The sequence below is a fragment of the Mucilaginibacter sp. RCC_168 genome (genome assembly GCF_041355315.1).
Taxonomy (GTDB): Bacteria; Bacteroidota; Bacteroidia; order Sphingobacteriales; family Sphingobacteriaceae; genus Mucilaginibacter.
In genome coordinates this window covers 72119-96053 of sequence record NZ_JBFUPN010000003.1, presented here as the reverse complement: position 1 = coordinate 96053, position 23935 = coordinate 72119, and the positions used below count along the sequence as shown (strand labels likewise).

Below are 23935 nucleotides of genomic sequence, written 5' to 3'. Positions count from 1 at the left end.
GACGTTTTGTTGATACATAACCAGGTCGCTTTTTTTACAATATTATATCCACAGCGATGCTATGGTAAACAGAAGCGCTACAGTCATGATCAGAAATCCAAGCTTGAGGAAAGCCCATGCACTTACACTTTGTCCTTCGCGACGCAGGGCTACCAGCCATAGGATAGTTGCCAAAGATCCGGTTATGGATAAATTAGGTCCCAGATCAACACCGATTAAAGCAGCGCTTTTCACAATTTCCGGTATATGATCTCCCTGCACAACACTACCCGTTATCAATCCCACAGGCAGGTTATTTATAAGGTTACAAGCAAAGGCAATGATGACACCGCTTCCCCATACCGTTTGGTTAACCGAATTCTGTGCGCTTTGATGCAGGAGAAGATTTAATATTTGGATTATACCTGTTTTGCTTAGGGCTTCAACCAGTACAAAAAGTCCACCTACCAGCGGTAATACACTCCAGGATACGCCCTTTACAACCGTCAAGGGGTTCTTCCTTGCCCGAATGATCACAATAGCAGATGTCAGTATACCTGTAATTGCAGTAGGAAGTCCCAGTTGAATATTCAGCGCCGAAGCAGCCAGGAGGATAACCGCAGTAATAGCGATACCAAAAATTGCCGTTCTGCCGCCTTCTGAAAGTACAGGTATAAGGATATTAGATTCAATCTTTTGCTTTAGCGTTTTACGCTGTGTTAAATAAAGCATGAAATATGTTACTCCTATAGCCACTATAGATGGTATAATATATTGTGGAAGCCATTGTAATAATGGCGGCATATGACTACCATAAATAACCAGGTTGGCGGGGTTTGATATAGGAAGTACAAAAGAAGCGGCATTGGCAATGAATGCGCAAATTAAAAGATAAGGGAGCTGCTTTTCAACTTTAGCTGCCTTAACAGCCGCGGCTACCGCCGGCGTAAGCACAACAGCAGTAGCGTCATTTGATAAAAACGTAGTAACTATAACACCAACCAGGTAAATTAAAAGAAAAAGGCGGGTTGATGATCCTTTAGCCATTTTGGTGGCATGCGCTGCCAGCCAATCGAAAAATTTCTCTTCTCGGGCTGTTTCTGCCAATAACATCATACCTATTAAAAACAGATAAACATCGCTGCCTTTGGCTATTCCTAAAAATGCATCAGCGGGTGAAATAAGTTGCAGTATAACCAATACTACAGCACCACCTGTGGCCCAAATGGCCTCGGGTACTTTAAATGGACGGATAATGACTCCTGCTATGGTAAAAAAAATGATTATCCAGATTGTATAATGAGCCATATCATGCTGCATTTTCGTTGGCGGGCACCCTTTTAAAGTTTAATTTTAAACTACAATAAATAAAACATGGCCGCCGGTTTCATATCAGCAAAGGATCATGTCAATGAAGATAATTAAAATTTAACCGAGAGTTTTTCCGAAATAAGCTTACCACCTTTGTAATATTCGAAGAACCATTCGTTGTTCTTTTTCAGAACGATACCGTTGGAAGTTCCGTTGCTGGCAATAAAATAATCCTGTACCGAGGTATTTAGAAGGGTTAAAACTATTTTAGGCGTGGTATCAATTAATTGATACCCATTGGCTATTGCCTGAGCGTATAAAGTTCCAGCCCGCTGATTCGTATTTTCTGCCTGCACAGGTTTTTCAGAAATAGTTGAAACTGTTACCGGAGATGAAGCAATTACAGCTTTGGCAGTTGTGTTTACAGTTGCCGGAGAGGTTGTAGCAGCTGCCGCCGGAGAGGAGACAGTTGTAGTTGGATTAGGTGTATTTACAGCTGCTGCAGGGGTAGTGGCGGTAACCGTTGACTGTATTGGTTGTGCATTCGTTGCTCCATTATAAGCATAGGGTACTCCATCTAATGAAGTAAAAGCTTCCCTCAGGGCAAGGTTATAAGAAACCCGATATTCTTTTTCCCTGCTTTTACCTTCTTTGCTTTTAAAAACTATGTTGCCCTGGCAATCTTTTAACAAGAGCGTAAGGCTGGTGGTGAACATACCGCTCTTTTCTAATACATCGGCATTTAGCGCCTGACATTTGTTGTTGGCAATTTCACTTGGCAGCTCGCTGTTATCTAAGTAAACCGTAAATCCTTTATCTGCTAAAAGAGCTTTGGTCAGGGAATTTAACCCATACTGATCATTCTGCTTCAGGAAGTTGAATTTCTCAGGCACAACAACATATTTATAGTTATTGATCGTATTTTGGGCGTATACGGAAAAAGAGCTGATTAACAGGAATAATAAAACGTATCTTTTCATATAAAACATTATGATATAACCTGGAGCTTACACTGATTTAGTTTAAAAACATTCACCCTAAAGAAGCTTTACAGGCTATAATGAACAACTCTAAAATTAATAATATTTTCTAACAAGTTTAGGGCATTTTACCCGTTCGGATACTTTTTTGCTGCACCTGCTGTTATATGTGAGTAAAAGCCTTAACCACTAATAATTTTGTTTAACATTATTTAACTAATATTTATTTGGTGTTTTGCGTTTGCTTTCTTTAATTTATAACATAATGCTGGCATTCTTATACCCACTTAAAATTAGAACGTTATCCTTTATCACCCTGTTTATTTTTCTTGTACCTGCGCCGCTTTTTGCACAAAATCTTTTTTTGGAAAAGATAAACGTGTGTAATGCGACCAATTTTTGCATGGACTGTGGTGATCCTAAAGCAACTTGCGACCAGTTTACACTTGATTATATATGTGATCAGATCAATCGCAAATACATCTTGAAAGATGCTTATGGATCTCTATCCTTCCAGGTTTTGGTTGAGCCATCTGGTTTTAGCTGTGTGCTTAGTCATACCGACGTTACAAACGGTCCTTTAACCGCGGAGTTGATCAGGTATTTAAATGGTAATATATGGAGAGCCGCCAAAGTAAACGGCAAACCTGTTTCTGCATCTGTGAATGTGATTTTCCGCTTTGCGAATGGGAAAATATCCAGTCAAATGCAAAGAATGGATCTAACCGAGTTAAAACCTGCTGGTGACCCTACTATTTATAATAAAACAGTTGCCTATACTAATCCATCTTTAAATTCTTATGAATTTACAACCTGGACCAAGTATAATTCTCCTCTGCCAGACAATATCAGCAAATCATGCATTATAGATAAAACCGATGTGCTGTGGTATACCACCATTAAGGGATTAACGCGGTTTGATGGTCAAAACTTTAACCCGGTTAACGAGTTTAATTCTCCATTTACCGGCGAAACAGCCGTAACAGATATCAATGTAGATAAGGATAATAATAAATGGGTGTATGTTGATGATAAAATGTACAAATATAGTGATGCAGGATGGCAGATATTTGATTTTAAAAAATTTGTAACGCCCGGAGCTATCCGGATTTTAAACAATCGGCATGGTGATCTTCTTTTTGCTACTAAAGCCGGGCTTGTAGTTTTAAGAAAGGATAAAGTTGTGGTACTCAATAAAAAAACTATTCCACTACTACCCTCAAGCAATGTTTATTATGTTTATGAAGATAGCCGAAAGCGCTTGTGGATAGGTACATCAAAAGGATGTATTATGATTGACCATAACGTGCCTACTACCTTTAACACATCCAATACTCCGTTAAAAGACACCTATATTTCTAATGCTACTGAAGATGAAGCTGGCAACCTATATTTCTCTTTAACTGCCTGTAATGCCACTCCAGGTGATAATGACAAGGAAGGTATAGCGGTACTAAGAACCAATGGAACCTGGGTTTTTTACAATGACAAAAACTCAGGGATGCCATCAAACCATGTTAATGATATGCTGTATGATCAACATGAACATGTTTTGTGGATAGCTACAGAGCAATCGGGCCTGGTAAGGTTTAACCTGAAAGATGGCTGGGAAAATTATCACAATAATAATACGCCTATGCCAGGATATACCATTAATAAATTAGCACAGGATTCAAAAGGTGTTATTTATGCTGCTACAGTTAATGGTTTGGTAAGGATCAAAAAGAGATAAAAAGTTGTAAGTGTTATTTAACAGGTAGCAACTTTTTTATAACTGGGTGTTCTCCTGTTACCGAGGAGGTAAAGTCACTGGTTCTGGAAAACTCGTATCCTTTTGCTTGTGCCCATTTGATAAAGTTTTTTAACCGGAGTATAAATGGTTCTCCTGAATTTCTGGATATATAACCCGGAAGACCGTATTTTTCTTTATTATGCAGGTTGGTAAATTCCCATGGGTGGAAATAAAGATTAAGATATCCGTCTTTGCGATGCGTAGCAGAGCTCATCCATTTGATCAGAGGCAAAGGCAAGTTGTGAAAACTTAACCAAAAAAGCGGGAAACGAACTAATGGTGATACTGAAGCGGGGATCTGTAAAACTCCATTGTCATAAAACCAGATACGTGGTTTATCAAAATTATTATAACGGCCTGGCAGCCATGTAGGGTTAATGGAGGAATTGTAAGTATACCCAGCCACCTTAATCTCAGCCTCATCCACAGGCATCATACGCGCCATTCGAAAACCAGTCACTTCGGTACCCGAAATATCTTCAAGAACCTCTTTTGATTGTTTTAAATGCGCCGGTTTAAAATCGGAATGATAGTAACCATGCGATGCTATTTCATGTCCCTCGTTTACAATTTTGGCAATAATATCAGGTTTATGAAGCGCGTAGTTTGCAGTACAAAAAAACGTGGCTTTTATATTTGCAGATCTTAGTAACTCCAAAATTGAATTTGTACCATTGGTAGAGATCAACAATTGTTCATCAAAAGATATTGACCGACCGTATTCTAAAGGCAAATCAAATTCCTCTACATCAAACCCCAATAAAATCATTATTTATATTTTTGATAGTTATAAGATTTGTTGACCGAATGATATAATTAGGACGATGTTTTGACTGCATAAATATTTTACCTACGTACACTCCTATTATACCTAACACCAACAATTGCAAACCACCAAAAAAAGCTACCGTAGCCAATACAGATGCCCAACCCGAAACAGCGTAGCCGGCAAAATAGCTAAACAATACATAAGGAATGTATAATATGGCCATAGCCGAAAAAAACAAACCAATACCTGTAACTAAATATAAAGGGCGGGCACTAAAAGCCATAATGCTACCTATTGCAAGCTTAACCAGCTTAATGAAAGAGTAACTGGCTTCGCCGGTATGTCTTTTAGATGGTGTATAAGGAATACCAATTTGCTTATAACCTGCCCATTTCACTATCCCTCTAAAAAATATTTCATACTCGTCAATCAGCTTCAGTTGTTTTACCACTTTCTCATCCATCAACCTGAAATCGGCGGTGCCATTCTCCAGTTTAATATCTGAAAGCATATTGATGCCTTTATAAAACAGCTTTGATGTAGCTTTCTGATAAGCTTTGGCATGTGGGTTATTGCTTTGCCGGTAAGTGTAAATAATATCATAGCCATTTTCCCAATACTTCAACATTTTTAATATTAAAAGCGGGGGATGCTGCAGATCGGCATCCATGGTAATCACGGCATCACCCTGCGCCAAGGCAATGCCTGCTTTAAGCGCATGGTCTTTCCCAAAGTTTTTTGAAAGTTCTATATAAAAAACATTGGCGTGTAACTGTGCGTTAAATTTTATTTCATTTAAAGTATTATCGCTACTGCCGTCATCAACAAAAATTAATTCATAATCGTAATTGGTATGACTCAATGTTTCATTGATTTGCTCAATTAAAAAACTTATATTCTTTTCTTCATTATAAGATGGTATAATTACCGATATCTTCTTTTTTATAACGAACGTCATGTTATTAATAAGGGCTTTAAATTGTGACAGGTATTAAATATTATATTGATCAGGTTTATCTAATAGTTTTTCAATCAATCTTTATGTAACAAATATGATACGAAGATTTAAACATCAACGCTACAACGCCACTGTAATAAAACTATAACACGTTAAAAAGAGAGATTACCCTTACTCCGTTGATGTAACTTTAGTGTTACAAACATAAATAATTAATAATGATTTAATCATAAAATCATTTAGAATTAGCCACAGAATTGTAAACATATTAACATTCACCAGGACATCAACATACCGCAATGTCAATAACTTATATGGCTTTAAGCTGTTCTGGTTTTGAAAAATGCCTTGTTAAGGTTTCATAAATTATCTTTAGCCAGATCAGGAAACATGGCAAGGCCTTCAGTTTGTAAGGAGCAACATACGCCGTTCTGATGTATCGTGGAAAGAGATCGGATGGTGAAAGGCTGGTTAAGATGAGGGCAAAAGTCAATAGGAATACTTCGTACCGGGTAACTGGCCTGTTTAAATTCATGTACCAAATAGCCACTCCGGTAAAAGCAATAATATAAGTTGATGACTCTGATGAACTACTGAAAATTACCGCAAAAATCAAAGCAGATGACAAGATAAGTAATTGATATTGCAAAGTTTTAAAGCTTTTTACTCTTAAATAAGAAAGCGCAAAAAGCACTAGAGCCGGGGCTATTACATATATATTTTTTAACCCAGGATAATTGAATATTTTCCGGATTAGTCCCATCACACATATTTCCTGTAGTAGAGAACCTTGGTTGGTGTCATTTTTGGCTACAATATCGTGGTACCAATCCTGATAGGTTTGAATAATAAAGGCCGGCGATGAAATAAGCATGGGTAGCACAAATAATACCGCAGACCAAAAGATAAAACTCGCAATAAACTTTAGTTTGTTTTCGGAAAAGAAAAAGAATGCGAGCCCTACTATTCCATATAACTTTACAAATGTTCCGATGGCTATCATCAGGGCGGCCCAAAAATCTTGTTTCTTTTTGATAAAACTGAAGCTTAAAATAATCAATCCTGCTACCATAGGATTGCTTTGAACATTGGCCGAGGCCGTCATTAATTCATGAGCGCAGATAAGCAAAATGATAACATATTGATTTTCTTTGATAGGTAACAGTTGTATAGCTTTAAACAGTATATAAGCATTAAACATTACCCACATCAAAACGCCAATGCTATCTGGCATTAATGCAAACGGCGCTATGATCAGGGAAAATACCGGCCCATAATGATTTAGATCATAAAAATGTTCGGGCTGAGGGGTATAGAGATTATGCTGATGAATGGTATTTATAAAATTATATTTAAATACCTGATAGTTATTAAATATTTGATGAGTTAAAATTCCTTTCAGAACGATCAGGAAACTTAAACCGAACCATAAAGAAAATACAAAAGGCTTATTATAGATAAGTTTGGTTATTTTTTGCATAAAACAGGGGCATTGGGTTGCGAATATACAAAACAAGCCCATTAGTAGTATTTTATATTACTATGTTGTTTAGGACGTTAAATTTACAGTATAACAAAAAAGCCACTCCTTAGGAGTGGCTTTTTTGTTATACATTCGGTAATGTGTCAGGACCCAGGTGTGCCAGAGTCAAGTTTTATTTCCAGTGCCGCCCGTACAGTAGCTGGTAAATTTGATAATAAAGTGTAACCAGTTGCCAGTTCTATATCTTTCACGGTTACAATATACTTCGTCCAATCGCTATTGATAGTGTTTATGTTAGGGGTATTTACCGCGATAACTCTGGTTGAACTGGTTACGCGGCCAAGGTCATTATCCCCCACAGGTATAATAACCGCTACTTTCCATACATTGCTGGGAACATTAACATGACCATTGTTTATGGTAGTTGCTGATCCGTTTGAACCTACACCACCTGTGCCATAGCTACCCATAATAATATATACCTCGTTGCCCAAAATCACCTGTTCACGTAAATAATTTTCCAGATTTGCCCAGGTTTGTTGATTGTTCTGTGGCGCCTGAGGTATCATATTGGTCATCAGGAACGTGGCCGAGTTTGCGTTGGCCGAACTTGTACGGTCGGCTGAAGGGCAATTATGTCCTCTGTCAAACCCGCTTCCGGAATAGGCATTATCATTAACCATGTACCAGTTTGCTGGCAGGCTGGCCCAACCCGCAAAATTATTTAAACGGTCTGAAGCACCGGTGATATTAGTAGCATCCAAATGCCAGCTCACCCAATTCGGTTCACCCTTGGTAGCATTGTATGATTCTGTATAATATTTCTGATCAACAAGATAGTTATCCATTGAGGCGGTACTGCTTTGCGCGTTTGAAGGGTTACCAAAAAGCAAATCGCTGTTGTCGCCGCTTGTTGGCGGAGCGTCTGTACCTGCCATTACATCTCTTGGTGTAGATGCGGGTGCTGTTGGTGAACCGCCGCCATCGTCCCCGCCATCATCTGGGGTACCCACAACAATACCAGGATCGCCTTTTCCTTTAAAGGTGATATCATCTATATTAACACGATTATTTGTAGTGGTTCCTGTTCTTTTAATTTCAAAACGTACTTTACCGGTTACGCTTACCTTAAAGGAGTCGGTAACCAGGGTAGTATTGTTTTCATTAATATCGCTTCCTACCTGTGTATATGTTTTACCGCCATCAGTTGACATAAGCAGTTGCCAAACTGAAACAGGATCAGTTCCATATTTTGCATGTTTAATATACAGGGTATTAACACCGCTGATATCAAAATTCATGGCGATATCGCCGGCACGCAAACGTACAGATGCAAGACCATCTTTTACATCGGGCGCAGTGCTACCTATCAATGCATCATTAAAATTCCAGCTGCCCGTGAGTAACGTTACATCGGCGGCGGCGTAAGCAGCTTTTTTCCCTTGTTCGAAGGTTTCGGTGATACTGTAAGATGGAATTACAGGAGGTGGCGGCGGTTTAACAACGGTTGTATCTCCCGGGTTGATGGGCGACCCGTCTGTTGATTTTTTTGAACAGCTTGCCATGGTTAATACCAAAGCAAAACCAAGTAGTAAGTTTTGAATTTTCATCATAATTTGTTTTTTTGTGGATAGATAATAGCAAAGCATGGCCATAACCTTCAGGCCTACGCGAGTATTGTTAAAGTTTTATGAGAAAAGAATCAGGAACCAGGCTTTAGCCAGGCCCCCGATTAAATAAAAAGATTTATTGAGTAGAGATCGAAAAATTAGATCCATCGTATACAAAAGTTTTGGCAACATTTGAGGTTTTACCAAAGCTGTACACGGTATAAGTAATAATATATTTTTGACCAGCGTTAGAAGTGGCTTTAAATTTATTTACCAAAACCGCTGTCAATGCCGCATTCAGGTCGCTATCGCTCCAATAAGTAGCATCGGTAGGTGCACTGATATTAAAATCGGGGTATTGTGCTACGTTCGCTCTTGCAGCATCACTGCCCGCCTTTGTTTGCGTGCCTATGTAAGTATAATCGTCTTTTACAAGTGTATAACTAATAGCTGCATCTAACTCCCATTTGCCATTAGTTCTGGCGAATGATAAAGTTTCATTTGTGGATTTAGTAACCCAGTTTGTTCCGTCAAATGCAAGCGGTAAAACTCTTTGATAAGTAGACTTACCGCTGCTAACATAATAGTTAAAGCTTACATATTTAACATCTCCGACTTTAGCAAAAGCCGCAACTGATAAATCAGCCTTCAATATCGCATTGATATATGCATATATATTAGCTTCTGCATCAGCCGAAGTAAACTGATTAAAGCTTGAATGACCTACTGCCGTATACTGTGCCGGAGTAAGCATATATATTTGCTGCCAGGCGCCATTTAAATATAAATATGAAAATGTTTGTACTGTTGTGGTACCTGCATAGTAATTGAAGGTCAATACTGCTAATTGATTAGCTACCGGACTTGTGTATTTGTAAGGTAGCCAGGAAAGGATCTGTGCTGCACTGAAATCAGTAAATTTATTACCCGGCAACAACAAATAATCAGCATTCGTAAGTGTATAGGCAACCTTACTATATGTACTATCAGCTAACTTAATTGTAGGCGTTCCTATAGCAAAAGTTACCATAGCTTTTGATTTATCATCCACCAATGGATATTTAGCTGCTAAAATTAATGGGATGGTCACTTTTGCATCGGCATCAGACATAAAGGCGCTCGATTTATATGCATAAGATGATGTATCACCCAATATTTTATAATCTGCGGCGGCTAATGTTAGCGTTAATGACGGCGTATGTTTTGGAGCAGAATTGGGTATAACAGGTTGCTTTTGACACGCTGTTAGTACTACAGCAACAAAAGCAATTAAACTATATATCTTTTTCATGAAGTTTCTTTTTAAAATTTAACTTTTATACCAGTAGTAAATGTTCTGAGCAGGCCATAGTACACACTAAGATTGGCTGGCAAACCTGTGCCGGCAGGATCATACCCATCAGCTATATATTTGGTGTTTAACAGGTTATTTACGTTACCATTCAATGTAGCATCTAAACCAGCAATCTTAAATTTAAAGGAAGCGTTAAGATCCCATACAGAATAATTTGGCACTTTATAAGGTTGAACACCAGGATTAGTAATATTGGCAAAGTTGAAGCTTGAATAATAATTACCATAGAAGTAATAGTTTGTACCCAGTTTTAACTCGGGCAAAACTTTAATATCCAGCCCAAATGCGGCTGTAGTTTGTGCCGCATCGCCAACTTTAATTCCTTTTATCAATACCTCTTTAATGGTAGTAAGCGCCTGGTGCTGGTCATTATATACTGTGGCAGGACCTGCATTCTTAGTATAATACCAGTCACCATAAGAAAACATGCCATGTAATGTGACAGCTTTAATTGGCTGATAGCTTAACTCCAGCTCAGCTCCCTGGTGCATTTCGTTTACACCGCTAACATTCACATTATATATTTGGTTGGTTGTATTATCAGTGTATGGATTTGTGAATGATTGATCCATATATAAGCTCCGGTACAAATTAAGCTTTGCCACAAAACCCGATGTTTTAAACTGGTAACCCAATTCATAGCTAAACAGTTTTTCATCTACTGTTCCGGTGTTAATGGAGTTGGTAAACTTTTGAAACACATTGTCAAAATAAGGTGGCTTGGTGATGTAACCGATATTGGCAAATATGTTCATTTGATTGTTCAGGTTGTAGTTTGCACCGGCTTTAGCCTGATAGCTCAGGAAGTTAACATAACGGCTTGCTTGTGCAGGGTCGCTGTTCAAATAATTGTAAAGGTCGACCCTTTTATCACCTGTGCCAGAACCAGATAAGGTTATAAATGCCGAAAAGTCATTTTTAGCATATTCTGCCTGTGCATAAGCGCCTCCAGACATCACATAATCCTTATTATAGTAATCAATTTTATCCCCAACTACTGCACGGTGATTTGGGTTGTTGATATCACCTGATCTGCTTCCTGCAGCTTTAGTAGCTGTATAAGGATCATATACATAATCAGCACCTAACAGATCTTTAACCTCTTCATAGTGGGTACCTTTGTAATATCTTAAATCAAGACCGGCAGAAAAGTTCAAATATTGACCTACTGTAGTAGTATAGGTACTTCTTAAACCATACCAGGCGTGATCATTATGCGCTGCATACAGGTATGTTAAGGCAGAACCATCCGGGTTTGCAGCGTTACTTTTCTGTACGGCATCAAAATCAAATGGCGAATATAAGTTGCTCACTCTTGGAGGTACAGCAGTACCAGTAGCAGAGGCGCCTATTGCACCACCACCACCTGTACCATAGGTAGCATATAATACCGTTGATAAACTTGATTTTTCGTTAATGATCCAGTTATGGTTTAATGAAAATACCGGTTTACTGAAAAAGTTGTTATACGGATTTATTTGTTTGCCATCTTTAACGCCCAGGTCATAATTCCATTTAATACCCTGTGGGGCACTGGCGTATTCAGTTAAGGGCCGCTCCGGGCGCTGACCGTGTGTTTGGGTTGCACCCATTACAGTGAAGGACAAAGTTTGGCTTGGGCTCAATACTTTTGATAAGTTAAAAAAGTAGTTATAACCTAAAAAGTTCAATCCATCGGCATAACCATCACCTTTAGTTCTGCTACCTTGAAAGGTTGCCGCCCAACCATTGGCATTTAAACCGGTTGCTACCAATACCGCTGTTTTTTCATAATTATTGGTACCTATGGTTTGCGAAATATAGCCTCCTTTTTCGGCTTCGGTTGTACGTGTGGTAATGTTAATGGTACCGCCAAATGAAGGGATAATAATTTTTGAAGCACCTAAGCCACGCTGTATTTGCACAGAATTAGTTACATCGGTAAGGCCAGACCAGTTTGACCAAAAAACAGAGCCGTTTTCCATATCATTAACAGGGATACCATTAATGGTTAGTGCTACGTTACCTTTTTTTGAACCGCTTGAAAAACCGCGGATGCTAACACGTGCATCGCCATAACCACCACCCTGGGCTGTTGCCATAATACCAGGAGTACTTTGCAGCAGTTGCGGAATATCACGACCACCTAATTTTTCTTCAATAAATTGTTGATTGATGGTTGATACCGCTATCGGTGTTTTGCGATCAATGGCCAGGTCGCCGGTTACTACTACCTCTTTCATGGCATTGGCGCTGGATTTTAGCAAAATCGGGCCGAGATCATTTTTACCGGTAAGTTCAACTTCCTGTGTAACATAGCCGATGTATGATATCACCAATGTTTTGGTATTGTTATCGTCTAATTTCAATTTAAAATCACCATTAAGCCCGGTTGAGGTGGCTTTACCGCCGCCTTTTACACCAACAGAGGCCCCAATAAGAGGTTCTTTGGTTTCGGCATCAACCACCTTACCTGTATACACCGACGCTAACATACCTTGATCGCTTGTCGATACCGGTTTGCCTGAGGTTTTTTCTTTCACCACAATAGTATGACCAACAATGGCATAGGTAATAGGCTGCCCTTTAAATACTTTTTCAAGTACCTTTGTTAAAGGTTGAGCCTTTATATCTATAGACACCTTATTACTGCCGGCAAGCAGTTCAGTCTGCATAAAAATATCATAGCCGCTTTGCTGCTCTATTTTATTTAAAACGCTTTCGAGACTTGCATTTTTCTCGGTAAGTGTAATGCTTTGACTAAAGCTTGCAGCGCTCAAATGAAGGCATACGGCAAAAAGTAAAGCTGTGATAAGTTTGATCCGCATAATAAATTTCCTTTTTGTGGCCGGATCTGTCCGGAAAAAACAATTGGTAATCTTATTAATTTTATTTACCCGCGTGCCTTCACATACGGGCGCAGGAAATGTAGAAAAATCCATACTTTTGTTTGGGTTGTTTAGTAAAAATGTATTAGTCGATATGATTTTAAATTATCAGCCCGATATTTGGCCGGAGGTGCTCGCAACACTTTCCGGTTTTTTTTATGGGCCAATCGCGGTAACCGGCCTTGCCGGCTACCGTTATCAGGCTTTATGATCTTACTATAATCTTCCTCCCGTCAATTGTGAAGTTTATGCCGCTTGTTTTTAGTATCTGAAATATATCTGAAACCGGCACGTTCCGTGAAATACGGCCCCGATAATGTTTTTGTGCCACATTGCCCTGGTATTCTACATCTACATCATACCATCTTGATAACTGGCGCATAATGGTATGCAGATCGGTATTGCGAAAAAGAAACTTGCCATTCTTCCAGGCCACGGCTTCGTCAATATCTGCGTTTTCTTTTACATCAATCGCATTTATAGTATTTACAGCCTGTTCTCCTGGCTTAAGTTTAGCCATTACTCCATTAGTATTACCGGTAACCCTTACACTACCTTCAAGCAATGTTGTTTTTGTGGCAATTTCATCGGCATAGCTGTTGATATTGAAGTGCGTGCCTAAAACTGTTACAGTTTGAGTCGCGGTTTTTACATAAAAAGGTTTGTTGGGGTCTTTGCTAACTTCAAAATAGGCTTCTCCGTTTAGCTCAACCCGGCGTTCATTCCCGGCAAATGCCGTAGGATACTTTAAAGACGAGGCTGAGTTTAACCAAACCCGCGTGCCATCGGGTAAAACAATTTGATACTGTCCTCCGCGTGGCGTGGCTAACGTGTTCATTACATTTTTTTCAACAGGCGGCAATTCCTCATTTTGACTAGTTTCTGCAGCCTGGTAAACCAGCTCTCCACTTTGATCCTTAGTTATAACAACATTTTGCTGATTGGCTATTTTCCCTCGTTTAGCATTATCCAAAACGATCTTTGAACCATCAGCCAGTGTCAGAATGGCTTTATTACTTCCCGGCAGAAGGTCTTTTTGTGGCTTAACAGCCATCTTTTGTTCGCCGGATGCATTACGATACCTAGTTAACGTAACACCCAGGGCTATCAATATAACTATAGCCGCGGCATACGCAGGCCATGATTTGATGGTGGTCTTTTTACGAGCAGGGCTTTTAAATCCCGTCTTTTTTACAATATTTCTCCAGGCTTTATTCTTATCATTTGCCTCAAATGTTTCAAGCTCCGAATCAATTATGGTTTGATCAGTTAATTTTTTGAATAACTCCTGGTTGTGTTCATCTGCTTGAAGCCATTGCTCCAGCTCGTCTTGCTCTTGTTCGGTAAGCTCTTTCTGCAGATATTTTGCTATCAGCTTGCCAAGATCAAAGTAGGGTTGATAATTATTCATATTTCCTTTTCGTATATAAAGACACTCTCATTTTCAAAAAGGATAAAGGAAGTATAAAAAAATTACTTTTTTTTCTTCAGGCTGTCCAATTCACTCTATCTCACTTGATATGAGTGTGTAATTCATATATTTATTAACAATTAAATTTGAAATAATGGACGAGTTCATTTTAATTTTCAGACATGAGGATGGCACTAAAGTAGCTTCACCTGATCAGATCGAAGTCTGGATGAAGCAAACGATGGATTGGATAGGCGGTATCGCGGCCCAAAATAAATTTAGCAGCGGTACCGGTTTACCTTTTGATGATGCCAAAGTAGTTTGGCACAACAACGTAGTTACCAATGGCCCCTTTGGTGAGATCAAGGAAACTATTGGTGGATATATTATTGTAAAAGCTGATTCTGTTGAAGAAGCCGTTGAGTTTGCCAAAGGCAGCCCTGTATTACAAGGCGATGGTAACAGTGTAGAGGTACGCAGGATTGCCAGGCGCGACGGTGTGCACTAAGTTATAGAGACCTGTATCATAAATCAAATTGGCTAATACTGGTGTTGTACCACCTATGAATTGACGTTAAGCCTGTGATATTTATGCAAAATTGGGTTTACATAATTTTTTTTTGAAAAATACACAAAAAATTGATTATCAATTATATAAATAAATGTTAACCATAAATGTGTAAACCATGTAAACCCAATTTTTGTTGATGGAATCAATCCCATCCTCATCTTACCATGGAAAAACAGGAACTCATACCCCATCTGTTCAGGACCGAATACAGGAAAATAGTATCCGTACTTTGCCGCCGTTTTGGATTCGACCAAATGGAAACAGCCGAAGATATTACCAGCGACACTTTTTTGGCGGCTGCACAAACCTGGAGTTTTCATGGTGTTCCTCCCAACCCCACTGCCTGGCTTTACAATGTGGCCAAAAACAAAGCCAAAAATCATTTACAGCGCAATACTGTTTTTGAAAGCAAGGTGTTGCCCGAAGTACAAATCAGTCATTCCAAATTTCATGAATTGGATATCGATCTGTCGCCACAAAACATCAACGACAGCCAGTTGCAAATGATGTTTGCTATTTGCCATCCAGCTATACCGCCCGAGGCACAAATCGGCCTTTCATTGCGTATTCTTTGTGGTTTCGGCATTGATGAAATTGCCGAAGCGTTTTTGACCAATAAAGAAACCATCAACAAGCGCTTATTCAGGGCTAAAGAAAAGATCAGGAACGAAAAACTAAAAATTGAACTCCCCAATCCTGCTGAAATTGACGAGCGGCTTGAGAATGTACTAACAACCATATATCTGTTATTTAGTGAGGGTTATTATTCCGTTAGTCAAAATCAAACGTTACGTAAAGATCTCTGTTTTGAAGCGATGCGGTTGTGTAATATGCTGATCGAGAATACCAGCACCAACAAACCGCCGGTAAATGCCTTGCTATCGCTCATGTGTTTCCATGCTTCGCGGTTTGAAGCCCGCCTAAGTGAAAATGGGGAGCATATTTTGTATGACGATCAGGATGTTAGTCTTTGGAATGCCGACCTCATCAGCAAGGGCGCCTATTTTTTAAAATGCGCAGCAACAGGCAACATCCTTTCCAAATACCATATCGAAGCCAGCATAGCCTATTGGAGTACACAAAAGAACGATACCAAAGAAAAATGGGAAAACGTGTTACAACTATACAATCGTTTATTACAGGTAGCCTACTCGCCTATTGCCGCGCTGAATCGTACATTTGCCTTATCAAAAGCCAACAGCAAAGCCGAAGCGATTGTGGAAGCCGAAAAACTAAAACTAACTGATAACCAATTTTATTTTACCTTATTAGGCGAACTTTATACCGGCATTGACCAGGAAAAGGCAAAAAGTAATTTTGAAATGGCTTTGTCTTTAGCCCGTACCCCAACCGATAAGCAGGCCATTCAAAAAAAGCTTGATCAGCTACAGCAACAATGTTTACTTTCTAAAGGCAAGCACAGCTAATGCAAACCAGGTAAATAGCTCAGGTGAGAGTTTTACGCGGAGCAATTCCAAAGCCCTTTGTTTTTGTTTTTTTACGGTATTGATAGACATATTCAGCTCATCGGCTATCTCCTGATTCTTTTTGCCGTCAAAATATCCCATGATCGATATGGAACGGTAACTATCCGGTAAGGCATGAAGAGCCGCGTGGATCTCGGCCATGGCTTCAGCTGTTATGATAGCCTCAATTACAGGTGGTTCTTCTGGCTCTGCATTTCCATAATACTGGATGTAACCCTCCACAACTTTATTGTGCCGGATACTGTTAAGGCTTGCGTTACGAACAGTACTATACAAAAAGTTCTTAATAGCTATGCTGTCCTGCGCTACAGTTTCGCGGAGGTTCCAATATTTTATAAAGGCATCCTGAACAAGATCCTCGGCCTGATCTTTATCCTTAACCAACTGAAAAGAAAAATATACCAGCCTGTCGTAATGCTCTTTAAAAAGAACATCCAGATCTATTTCTTCAATTGATCTGTCCGACTCACTTTTGTGCGTAAATATTCCTTTTACAATGCTCATCTACCCGTTTCAGAAATAAGTTTGAGCATTAGACGGTCATTTCTGATGCGTCATTGATACCCGGTTCAAAGTTGAACTTTACGTGTTCAATTTAAGTTAAATCCGGGTTAATAAATAGTGTTATTACAGTAACTTTTCAGTTGCAAATCTGAAAGTAGATAGTGTGGTCATGGATATGTGTTTAGTTTAGAAAGCAATCAAGACCAGGCATTAAAGCTCCAAAGCCACCCGAAATAACCGGGTGGCCTTTTTTGTATGTAACGGACCTGCTTATAACCGTTCGCAATAATATCCACTATTATTCATCAATTTGATGACTCTCGGCACCGGAACATGCTCTCCCTTGATTCGTAAAATGCGGTCACAATCTTCCAGATCAAAATTTATTTCGATTTCCGGAATATATTGACTGAGCTTACAGATAAGCTTAATCGACTGATCAACATTTTGAACATCTGTTTTAAAAACTTCAACCATGGTATCTGTCATTGTTGGTGCATATGCCTGTTTCATCATCATTGCCATATTTTAGGGGAATAAAATTATACGGTTCGAAGGATTTAGAATCGGTAGTTAATGCCGGTTGACACCGCTACACCGGTTTTCTTTAATTCTGTTAAAGGAGCGCCCCGTTTGTCAAGGTTGTTAAACGGCACCCAGTTAACTTTTTGGTCTTTATCATACAGATCAAGCTTTTGGACAACATTATATCCGGCACTTATCTCTACTGAGAAATTCTTCGCCAGCGCATAGTTGTAGTATAGCGAAGCCTTAAACTGTTGCGCCTGGAAATAATCGGAGTTCATCTTTTTTGATAAACGATAAGTGCCACCACCAATGCCAAAATCGCCGCTGAAGCCAAGGTTGCTTTTTTGGGATAATTTATAGTTCAATTTTTCAGAAACTGGTAATGTTCCCGATAAGCTTAGCTTGTCCGAAATATTCCAGTCGATACCAAACACCGGAACAAGCACCGAACCAAAGAACTGTTTAGAATAGACTACGCCCAATGAATAGGTAAATTTAGCCGATGACCTGATCTTTAACATGGCTACTCCGGTATAAAGCATATCATCACCAGAAATGTCCTTCAGATCAGAAGATAGTGTTGGTACAGCCGAAATGAGCAAGGCATATTTAGGCGAAAATGCCTTTTGAAAAGTAATGGGAACCGAAATAGCGTGAAAATTATTGCCGCCAAACTGATTGCCCATACCCGAAAGAAACAAACCGCTGTACCCTACTCCTGCCAGTAAAAAATCAACTTTACCATTTTGCATTTTACTGTACAAGGGCAAGGTAAGATTTCCGTTCACTTGCTGTATATTCATATCCTTACCATTAATTTTAAAGGGAGAATAAGTATAGTCGGCCTCAAATGATCCTAAATTCGGGACTGACTTGATTGGTGCCGATACACCTTCTTCTACTGGTGTATTTTGCTGTGCCTGTGCTGATAGTGCGAATGAAACTGAAACTATCGCAATTAAAGACAAGATCTTTGTTTTCATGAGTTGTTGTGTGGAGTTATTTTTTTGATAATTTGATAATTTGTTTGCCAAACCGGCTACCAGGAGGATCCTTCCTTGTATACAATTTGGCTTTGTTTTTTAATCCATATTTCTCTTGAAACACGCTCAGGTGCATTTACCCTTACTCTTCATGAAAATTATTCTGCAATACAGTCAGGCTATATCCCCTTTACCCTTAGCCATTATTAAATTATTGTCGGTAAATGACATTTTGATGATTAAAGAGCTCGGATAAAACAGGAGTTAAAAGCCAGACAAACCGAATCTGGTTATAGGGATAGTTTGGAATAATAATTATTCGGATGCATTAGATGATGTTCTAAGACACCTGCGGATTAGAGATGCTAAAACTTTTTAAACCTTAAATTTTAACACTTTTCTGCGCAAAAACGAGGTAAAAACAGGTGAAAACTCATTCAAAAACATCGATTTTAACACTTTTTAACAAATTCCAATACAGTTTTGAGCAGTTTTTGAAACTTTAAAAAGTATTAAATAATTGATTAGAGGCGACTTCTATTTTGTCCCATTCTTACCGGCCTGAAGTAAGGCCATCACATCATTCTTCAAATGATCGGGTATCAAAATAATGCTTTGGGAAACCTGCCCTATATCCTGAATCCCGGTAGGCGTTTCGGGTGCAGGACTACGGTAGCCTTTCAGAATAAAACAACCTTTTTCATTTTCATATTGTACGGTTATTCTTAATTCGGTAAGCAATTGAATATCGCGGTACAGTGTTCGGGTGCTGATATGGAACTTTTCTTTTAAATAATCAACCGTTACAACCTTTTGGGTTTGTAAAACGGCCAGCACCTCCATTAGCCTGTCTGTCCTGTTCATCTGGGTTTGTGTTTCTATACAAAACTGGTACAGAGCAATGACAGCAGTATGTCAACAGACTTTAGGACTTAGGACTTAGGACTTAGGACTTAGGAACAAGGATTTCTTATAACTTATGTTTTACTTTTTTGTTCTTTACTTCAAAAGTCCTTGCTCTTTGCTCTCCCAGTCCTTGCTCTAAAAGTCCAACAATCCAACAGTCCTAAAATCCAATATTAATCTTTCCTCAGCCTGTCTCTTTCGTCACCGGTAGTCTGTTTAGCTTGACCACTTGCCCGGGTACTGCCGAATGATTTGGAATAGGTGAGCTTTATAATAGGAAATTTGCTTGATTCCGTATGTACATCCACGTAGCTTTTGATATTAAAAGGCTCCTGCGTTAAGGTACCATAATAAACATGCACGCGTATACTCCTTAAAATATCAGCTACAGAAAGCTGGAAACTCCCGCCATTATTGTTCAATTCCTTTTTGATGCCCGCATTGAGGGAGCCCAGACCATTTATCTTTGTGGTACCGTTATACCATTGCGAATTGTACCAGCCCGAAAGCTCGAATGAATACTTTTTCGGTAATTTAAATGATTCGTTAAAGTTGAACGTATAAATAAAATAGCTCTTCCGGAACGGAAATGCCGAATAGCCGCCCCCTTTAAACTGGCTCAGTCCGCCTGTAAAACTGTAGGTCATGTCCCACCAGTTGCTTACCTTAAAGGGAAGGTTTGCCTGGAGAGTAAGATTGTTTTGATAGCTGAGATTCTGGGGCGATATATACAATAGGTCTTTTGACGGTCCTGTACTGAGCTGGTAACGCGCTATGGGGTTATCGTCGCGACTGTATAGCAGGGAGAATGAATAATCACGGTAATTATAACCCAGTTTAATGTTATTAGTGATGGTTGGTTTCAGGAAAGGATTGCCGGTATACACCGCCGTGGGGTCGCTGTAGCCAACGTACGATGCCAGGTCGTTATAAGTAGGGCGACTGATCCGTTTGCTATAGGACAATTGCAGTTCGGCATTTTCATTTAGTTTTTTCGAAAATAATATGGTGGGGAACAGTACGCCCAGCTTACGGTTAACCAGGCTTTTACCCGTGTTAGGATCGGTCATGTCGGTGTAGGAGTATTCGTACCTTGCCCCTACAGTTAGTTTCGTAGAGGGCGTTATCTCCGCATTAAAGGAAGCGTAAGCCGCCCCGATCCCCTCCTTCATATAAATCTCATTGGCCGATTCCGTTCTTTTAACCCAGGTATTATCCAGCAGGCTTTCCAATCCCGATGAGCTGGAACTGGTGGTATAGGTTCCTTTAATGCCAGTTTCCAACTTCAGTTTAGGGTTTAGCTGTTTGGTGTAATCTACCTTGGCTACCCCAACTTTGATAGTTGTAGCAGCAAAACCCCGCTGTTGTGGCGAGTTCAAACTATCGTTTGTCCCAGCCACCTGCCCATGTTTATTCACAAAGGTCGTTTGTACCTGCGATGGGTTATCGTTATGGTAATAAATATAATCCGCATCAAAACTGATCTTATCGTTAGTGTTTATTTGCCTGTCGATACTGATCGAGCTCACCAGGTTGTTCCAGCGGTTTTGCGAAGTGTTCAAGCCATTATACGTCAGTAAAGAATCGGGCAATACGTTATAGCCGGCATGATTTGTAGTTGTAAGGGCTGCACTGCTTGTATTATAAGTGAGATTACCGCTCAGGGTGGTTTTTGTATTGAGTTTTATATCTGCTCCTACATTGGCGTTATGATCGTTCTGCACGCGTTTGGCATAGCTATCAAAAACAACCGCTACATCACCACCCAGGAAAGGCATGTTTTGACTGCTGGTAATAAACAGATCGGTATAAGTTCTGTCGTGCGAAAAGGTGTACGCGCCATATAAATTCACATTTTTTGTATTATGTGCCAGGTTCAGGCTGGCCATGCCCTTTTCGCCCAAGCCATAACCGCCAGTTGCAGAAAACGAGCCATTGGTACCCTGTTTCTTATTTTTTTGGGTTACAATGTTGATAATACCTGCGCTGCCTTCGGCATCATAGCCCGCAGGCGGTGTACTTAGTAATTCTATTTTTTCAATATTGGAGGCGCTCATGCCGCTCAGCATATTTACCACCTGATCCATCGGCATGCGCATCAGTTTGCCATCCATCATCACCATTACCCCGCCTTTACCGTTTAAATTGATGTTGTTGTTCCTGTGATCGATAATCACACCTGGCGATCGCTCTAAAACCTGCAGGGCGCTGCTCCCCTTGGTCATTAAGCTGCTTTCTACATTTACCACCATACCGTCGGGACGCTGCTGATACAAGGGTTTACTGGCTCTCACCACTACCTCGCCTAATTGCCGGGTACTTTCCTGCATCATGGTAGTACCAAGATCTTTATGAGCAGAGCGGGACTTGATCTCAAAACCCGGAGAATCCCAGGTTTGATAACCAACACTGCTGAGCCGGAGTTTATAATTTCCCGCCGGCACGTTTTCTATCCGGTAAATACCATCCGCGTTGGTTTGCGTACTTTGTACTACCGATGTATCAGCGACTTTGAGCAGCGACACATTAGCAAACATGAGCGGCTTGCCATCGGTGGTGACGAGTTTCCCGCTTATCTGCCCAAAGGCGTTTTGCATTAGCAGAATGGCTAAAATATTTAAAATGAGGGTTTTCATCGGCAATAATTTTCGTTAATACTGGCCATTTCGTATTGACTCACCCCGACATCGCTACGCTCGTCGCCCCTCTCTCCGCTTCGCGCATAGATGGGATTTTTGTTGTTTTTCCCACCCTCTTTCCGCCGCAGGCGAAGAGAGAGGGTGGTCCAGCGCAGCGTAGACCGGTGAGTCGATTTTGTGGCTTGGTTTATTTATCCGGTTCAAAGAAATGACTGGGACAGATAAGAGGAAAATGAGAATGACCAGCGGCCTGTTATAATTGATAAACTACACCAAACAGGGTAAAAGCTATAAAAATCATAGCAGAAAGGGATTAATTTACCGCTTATACATTGAGTACTGTAAGTGGTCAATTACTTGGTGGCGTTCATGTATCAGGAGATGCATCAATAGCCGTAATTACGTATCTTTAAATAATAAACACCCTTGAGTAGGGTTGGTAATAATCAATTTTTACAAATGGATTATTTAGGCTAAAGCCATTGGCAGCTAATATATTTTATCCGTCCCTTAAAAGGGACGGCAATGAGAAATTAAACAATTCATTGCCGTTGGCTTTAGCCAACGGATAATTGATCGCAAAAACAAGGCTTCAGCCTAACAGATAGATGGGCTGTTGATAAGTACTGAAACCAAAATGAACACATTAACAACCGATAAATTAAACCAGAACTGGTTGTTTAAATACAAGCTGTACCACATTCCGTTTTGGTGTGTTTACCATTATTTTTGGTGGGTAATTGCCGTTGGCGATCCTTTGGCGGCTGCCAGTTCCATGTTTTTTTCGGCATACACAGTCAAGATCCTTTTCTATGTGATCTTCCAGGCACTCGCGGTATATTTTAATCTCTATTTCCTGATTCCCCGTTTCCTGGAAAAAAACAGGCTTACAGCGTATGTTATTTATCTGGCTATTACTATTATATGTGCCTCGTCGCTAATCAATACCGGGTATTATTTAAGCGCTTTTTTGGCCCATTGCACCATAACAAAAATGTTTGGGGCCGAGGCCGGCAGCTTTTTTCATTTCTTTAATACCTCACTCCCATCCACTTTAGCCAGTATGACGCTGGCGATGAGCATCAAACTTACCAAAAACTGGATCCAGGCCGAACGGAAGCAACAGATCATGGAAAAAGAAAAGCTGGAAACCGAACTCAAATTTTTAAAATATCAGTTTAATCCGCACTTCCTGTTCAACAGTATCAATTCTATCTTTTTCCTGATCCACAAAAACCCGGATATGGCTTCCGATTCGCTGGCCAAATTTTCTGGCCTGCTGCGGTACCAATTGTATGAATGTAACGATCAGCAGATCTCGCTCGATAAGGAGATCACCTACCTGAAAAATTTTATCGAGCTGGAAAAACTTCGTCAGAATAATAATGTGGAGGTAATATTTGAAGTTGAACAACCCAACACCGAATATTTGGGTATAGCGCCGTTTATATTGATGACTTTTGTGGAGAATGCCTTTAAGCACGTATCTAAACACAGCAATGCCCCTAACTGGATCAGCATCAAACTGAGCACCAGCGAAGGGCAGTTGAATCTGCTCATTAGTAACAGTACATCGCCCGATGAAGTAACCGAGGCGGTGAGCTATGGCGGCATTGGTTTAAAAAATGTACAACGCCGGCTCGACCTGGTTTACCCCGGCCAATACCAACTTGACATACAGCATAACGACAATTGTTTTGAGATAAAACTGCGACTAAAACTAAGTGAGCTGGGATTTGAGAATAAGGAATTTTGGAGTAAGGAACAAGGACTATTGGAGCAAAGATAGGAAAAGCAAGGAAT

General features: G+C 39.9%; 18 protein-coding genes. 4 read left to right on the top strand and 14 right to left on the bottom strand.

Features of this window, described 5'->3' with window-relative positions; all coding sequences use genetic code 11:
* Positions 1 to 42: 42 nt before the first annotated feature.
* Entirely contained in the window at positions 43 to 1287 is a 1245-nt protein-coding gene (locus AB6735_RS03225) for an arsenic transporter (protein ID WP_370994390.1), read from the bottom strand.
* Between the two features lie 113 nt (positions 1288 to 1400).
* Positions 1401 to 2270, bottom strand: coding sequence for a hypothetical protein (locus AB6735_RS03220; protein ID WP_370994389.1), 870 nt, complete (start codon positions 2268 to 2270; stop codon positions 1401 to 1403).
* Positions 2271 to 2634: 364 nt separating this feature from the next.
* Between AB6735_RS03220 and AB6735_RS03215 the strand changes: the two genes are divergently transcribed.
* Positions 2635 to 4002, top strand: coding sequence for a two-component regulator propeller domain-containing protein (locus AB6735_RS03215; protein WP_370994388.1), 1368 nt, complete (start codon positions 2635 to 2637; stop codon positions 4000 to 4002).
* A 13-nt stretch (positions 4003 to 4015) separates the two neighbouring features.
* On the opposite strand, the gene AB6735_RS03210 is transcribed toward AB6735_RS03215, so the two are convergent.
* The 7 genes from AB6735_RS03210 to AB6735_RS03180 all read right to left on the bottom strand — a co-directional run bounded on the left by AB6735_RS03210 (position 4016) and on the right by AB6735_RS03180 (position 14514).
* Entirely contained in the window at positions 4016 to 4831 is an 816-nt protein-coding gene (locus tag AB6735_RS03210) for a polysaccharide deacetylase family protein (RefSeq protein WP_370994387.1), read from the bottom strand.
* Positions 4812 to 5789 carry a glycosyltransferase gene (locus AB6735_RS03205; RefSeq protein ID WP_370994386.1) on the bottom strand — a complete coding sequence of 326 codons (978 nt, stop codon included), beginning with the start codon at positions 5787 to 5789 and terminating at the stop codon, positions 4812 to 4814. Before AB6735_RS03205 ends, AB6735_RS03210 begins: the two co-directional genes overlap by 20 nt.
* A gap of 310 nt (positions 5790 to 6099) precedes the next feature.
* Positions 6100 to 7269 carry a glycosyltransferase family 87 protein gene (locus AB6735_RS03200; RefSeq protein ID WP_370994385.1) on the bottom strand — a complete coding sequence of 390 codons (1170 nt, stop codon included), beginning with the start codon at positions 7267 to 7269 and terminating at the stop codon, positions 6100 to 6102.
* Between the two features lie 146 nt (positions 7270 to 7415).
* Positions 7416 to 8885, bottom strand: coding sequence for a DNA/RNA non-specific endonuclease (locus AB6735_RS03195; RefSeq protein WP_370994384.1), 1470 nt, complete (start codon positions 8883 to 8885; stop codon positions 7416 to 7418).
* 133 nt (positions 8886 to 9018) lie between these two features.
* The gene (locus tag AB6735_RS03190) at positions 9019 to 10173 is read right to left on the bottom strand and encodes a hypothetical protein (protein WP_370994383.1); all 1155 of its coding nucleotides are present in this window, start codon (positions 10171 to 10173) and stop codon (positions 9019 to 9021) included.
* An 11-nt stretch (positions 10174 to 10184) separates the two neighbouring features.
* Positions 10185 to 13043, bottom strand: coding sequence for a TonB-dependent receptor domain-containing protein (locus AB6735_RS03185; RefSeq protein ID WP_370994382.1), 2859 nt, complete (start codon positions 13041 to 13043; stop codon positions 10185 to 10187).
* Positions 13044 to 13308: 265 nt separating this feature from the next.
* Complete coding sequence (locus AB6735_RS03180; protein WP_370994381.1) at positions 13309 to 14514, bottom strand: FecR family protein; 1206 nt, start codon at positions 14512 to 14514, stop codon at positions 13309 to 13311.
* A 154-nt stretch (positions 14515 to 14668) separates the two neighbouring features.
* On the opposite strand from AB6735_RS03180, the gene AB6735_RS03175 reads away from it, so the two are divergent.
* The gene (locus AB6735_RS03175) at positions 14669 to 15022 is read left to right on the top strand and encodes a YciI family protein (RefSeq protein ID WP_370994380.1); all 354 of its coding nucleotides are present in this window, start codon (positions 14669 to 14671) and stop codon (positions 15020 to 15022) included.
* A 227-nt stretch (positions 15023 to 15249) separates the two neighbouring features.
* A complete protein-coding gene (locus tag AB6735_RS03170; RefSeq protein WP_370994379.1) occupies positions 15250 to 16512 on the top strand; it encodes an RNA polymerase sigma factor in 1263 nt (420 codons plus the stop codon).
* Here the strand turns inward: AB6735_RS03170 and AB6735_RS03165 are convergent.
* The 5 genes from AB6735_RS03165 to AB6735_RS03145 form a co-directional block, all read right to left on the bottom strand.
* Positions 16486 to 17076, bottom strand: coding sequence for an RNA polymerase sigma-70 factor (locus AB6735_RS03165; protein WP_370994378.1), 591 nt, complete (start codon positions 17074 to 17076; stop codon positions 16486 to 16488). The two genes, AB6735_RS03170 and AB6735_RS03165, sit on opposite strands and share 27 nt — an antisense overlap.
* 270 nt (positions 17077 to 17346) lie before the next feature.
* On the bottom strand, positions 17347 to 17595 hold the full coding sequence (locus tag AB6735_RS03160) for a hypothetical protein (RefSeq protein WP_370994377.1): 249 nt from the start codon (positions 17593 to 17595) through the stop codon (positions 17347 to 17349).
* A 41-nt stretch (positions 17596 to 17636) separates the two neighbouring features.
* Positions 17637 to 18587 carry a DUF6268 family outer membrane beta-barrel protein gene (locus AB6735_RS03155; protein ID WP_370994376.1) on the bottom strand — a complete coding sequence of 317 codons (951 nt, stop codon included), beginning with the start codon at positions 18585 to 18587 and terminating at the stop codon, positions 17637 to 17639.
* Positions 18588 to 19124: 537 nt separating this feature from the next.
* Positions 19125 to 19451: a helix-turn-helix transcriptional regulator gene (locus AB6735_RS03150; RefSeq protein ID WP_370994375.1), complete on the bottom strand. Its 327-nt coding sequence runs from the start codon at positions 19449 to 19451 to the stop codon at positions 19125 to 19127.
* A 215-nt stretch (positions 19452 to 19666) separates the two neighbouring features.
* A complete protein-coding gene (locus tag AB6735_RS03145; protein WP_370994374.1) occupies positions 19667 to 22129 on the bottom strand; it encodes a TonB-dependent receptor domain-containing protein in 2463 nt (820 codons plus the stop codon).
* A gap of 640 nt (positions 22130 to 22769) precedes the next feature.
* On the opposite strand from AB6735_RS03145, the gene AB6735_RS03140 reads away from it, so the two are divergent.
* Entirely contained in the window at positions 22770 to 23921 is a 1152-nt protein-coding gene (locus AB6735_RS03140; protein ID WP_370994373.1) for a sensor histidine kinase, read from the top strand.
* Positions 23922 to 23935 lie beyond the last annotated feature (14 nt).

Bases quoted from the DNA above. Each gene is read 5' to 3' on its own strand.
- AB6735_RS03140 (WP_370994373.1), top strand. From the start codon at position 22,770: ATGAACACATTAACAACCGATAAATTAAACCAGAACTGGTTGTTTAAA.
- AB6735_RS03175 (WP_370994380.1), top strand. From the start codon at position 14,669: ATGGACGAGTTCATTTTAATTTTCAGACATGAGGATGGCACTAAAGTA.
- AB6735_RS03210 (WP_370994387.1), bottom strand. From the start codon at position 4,831: ATGATTTTATTGGGGTTTGATGTAGAGGAATTTGATTTGCCTTTAGAA.
- AB6735_RS03180 (WP_370994381.1), bottom strand. From the start codon at position 14,514: ATGAATAATTATCAACCCTACTTTGATCTTGGCAAGCTGATAGCAAAA.
- AB6735_RS03225 (WP_370994390.1), bottom strand. From the start codon at position 1,287: ATGGCTCATTATACAATCTGGATAATCATTTTTTTTACCATAGCAGGA.
- AB6735_RS03145 (WP_370994374.1), bottom strand. From the start codon at position 22,129: ATGAAAACCCTCATTTTAAATATTTTAGCCATTCTGCTAATGCAAAAC.
- AB6735_RS03150 (WP_370994375.1), bottom strand. From the start codon at position 19,451: ATGAACAGGACAGACAGGCTAATGGAGGTGCTGGCCGTTTTACAAACC.
- AB6735_RS03190 (WP_370994383.1), bottom strand. From the start codon at position 10,173: ATGAAAAAGATATATAGTTTAATTGCTTTTGTTGCTGTAGTACTAACA.
- AB6735_RS03170 (WP_370994379.1), top strand. From the start codon at position 15,250: ATGGAAAAACAGGAACTCATACCCCATCTGTTCAGGACCGAATACAGG.
- AB6735_RS03155 (WP_370994376.1), bottom strand. From the start codon at position 18,587: ATGAAAACAAAGATCTTGTCTTTAATTGCGATAGTTTCAGTTTCATTC.
- AB6735_RS03205 (WP_370994386.1), bottom strand. From the start codon at position 5,789: ATGACGTTCGTTATAAAAAAGAAGATATCGGTAATTATACCATCTTAT.
- AB6735_RS03160 (WP_370994377.1), bottom strand. From the start codon at position 17,595: ATGATGATGAAACAGGCATATGCACCAACAATGACAGATACCATGGTT.
- AB6735_RS03200 (WP_370994385.1), bottom strand. From the start codon at position 7,269: ATGCAAAAAATAACCAAACTTATCTATAATAAGCCTTTTGTATTTTCT.
- AB6735_RS03185 (WP_370994382.1), bottom strand. From the start codon at position 13,043: ATGCGGATCAAACTTATCACAGCTTTACTTTTTGCCGTATGCCTTCAT.
- AB6735_RS03165 (WP_370994378.1), bottom strand. From the start codon at position 17,076: ATGAGCATTGTAAAAGGAATATTTACGCACAAAAGTGAGTCGGACAGA.
- AB6735_RS03220 (WP_370994389.1), bottom strand. From the start codon at position 2,270: ATGAAAAGATACGTTTTATTATTCCTGTTAATCAGCTCTTTTTCCGTA.
- AB6735_RS03195 (WP_370994384.1), bottom strand. From the start codon at position 8,885: ATGATGAAAATTCAAAACTTACTACTTGGTTTTGCTTTGGTATTAACC.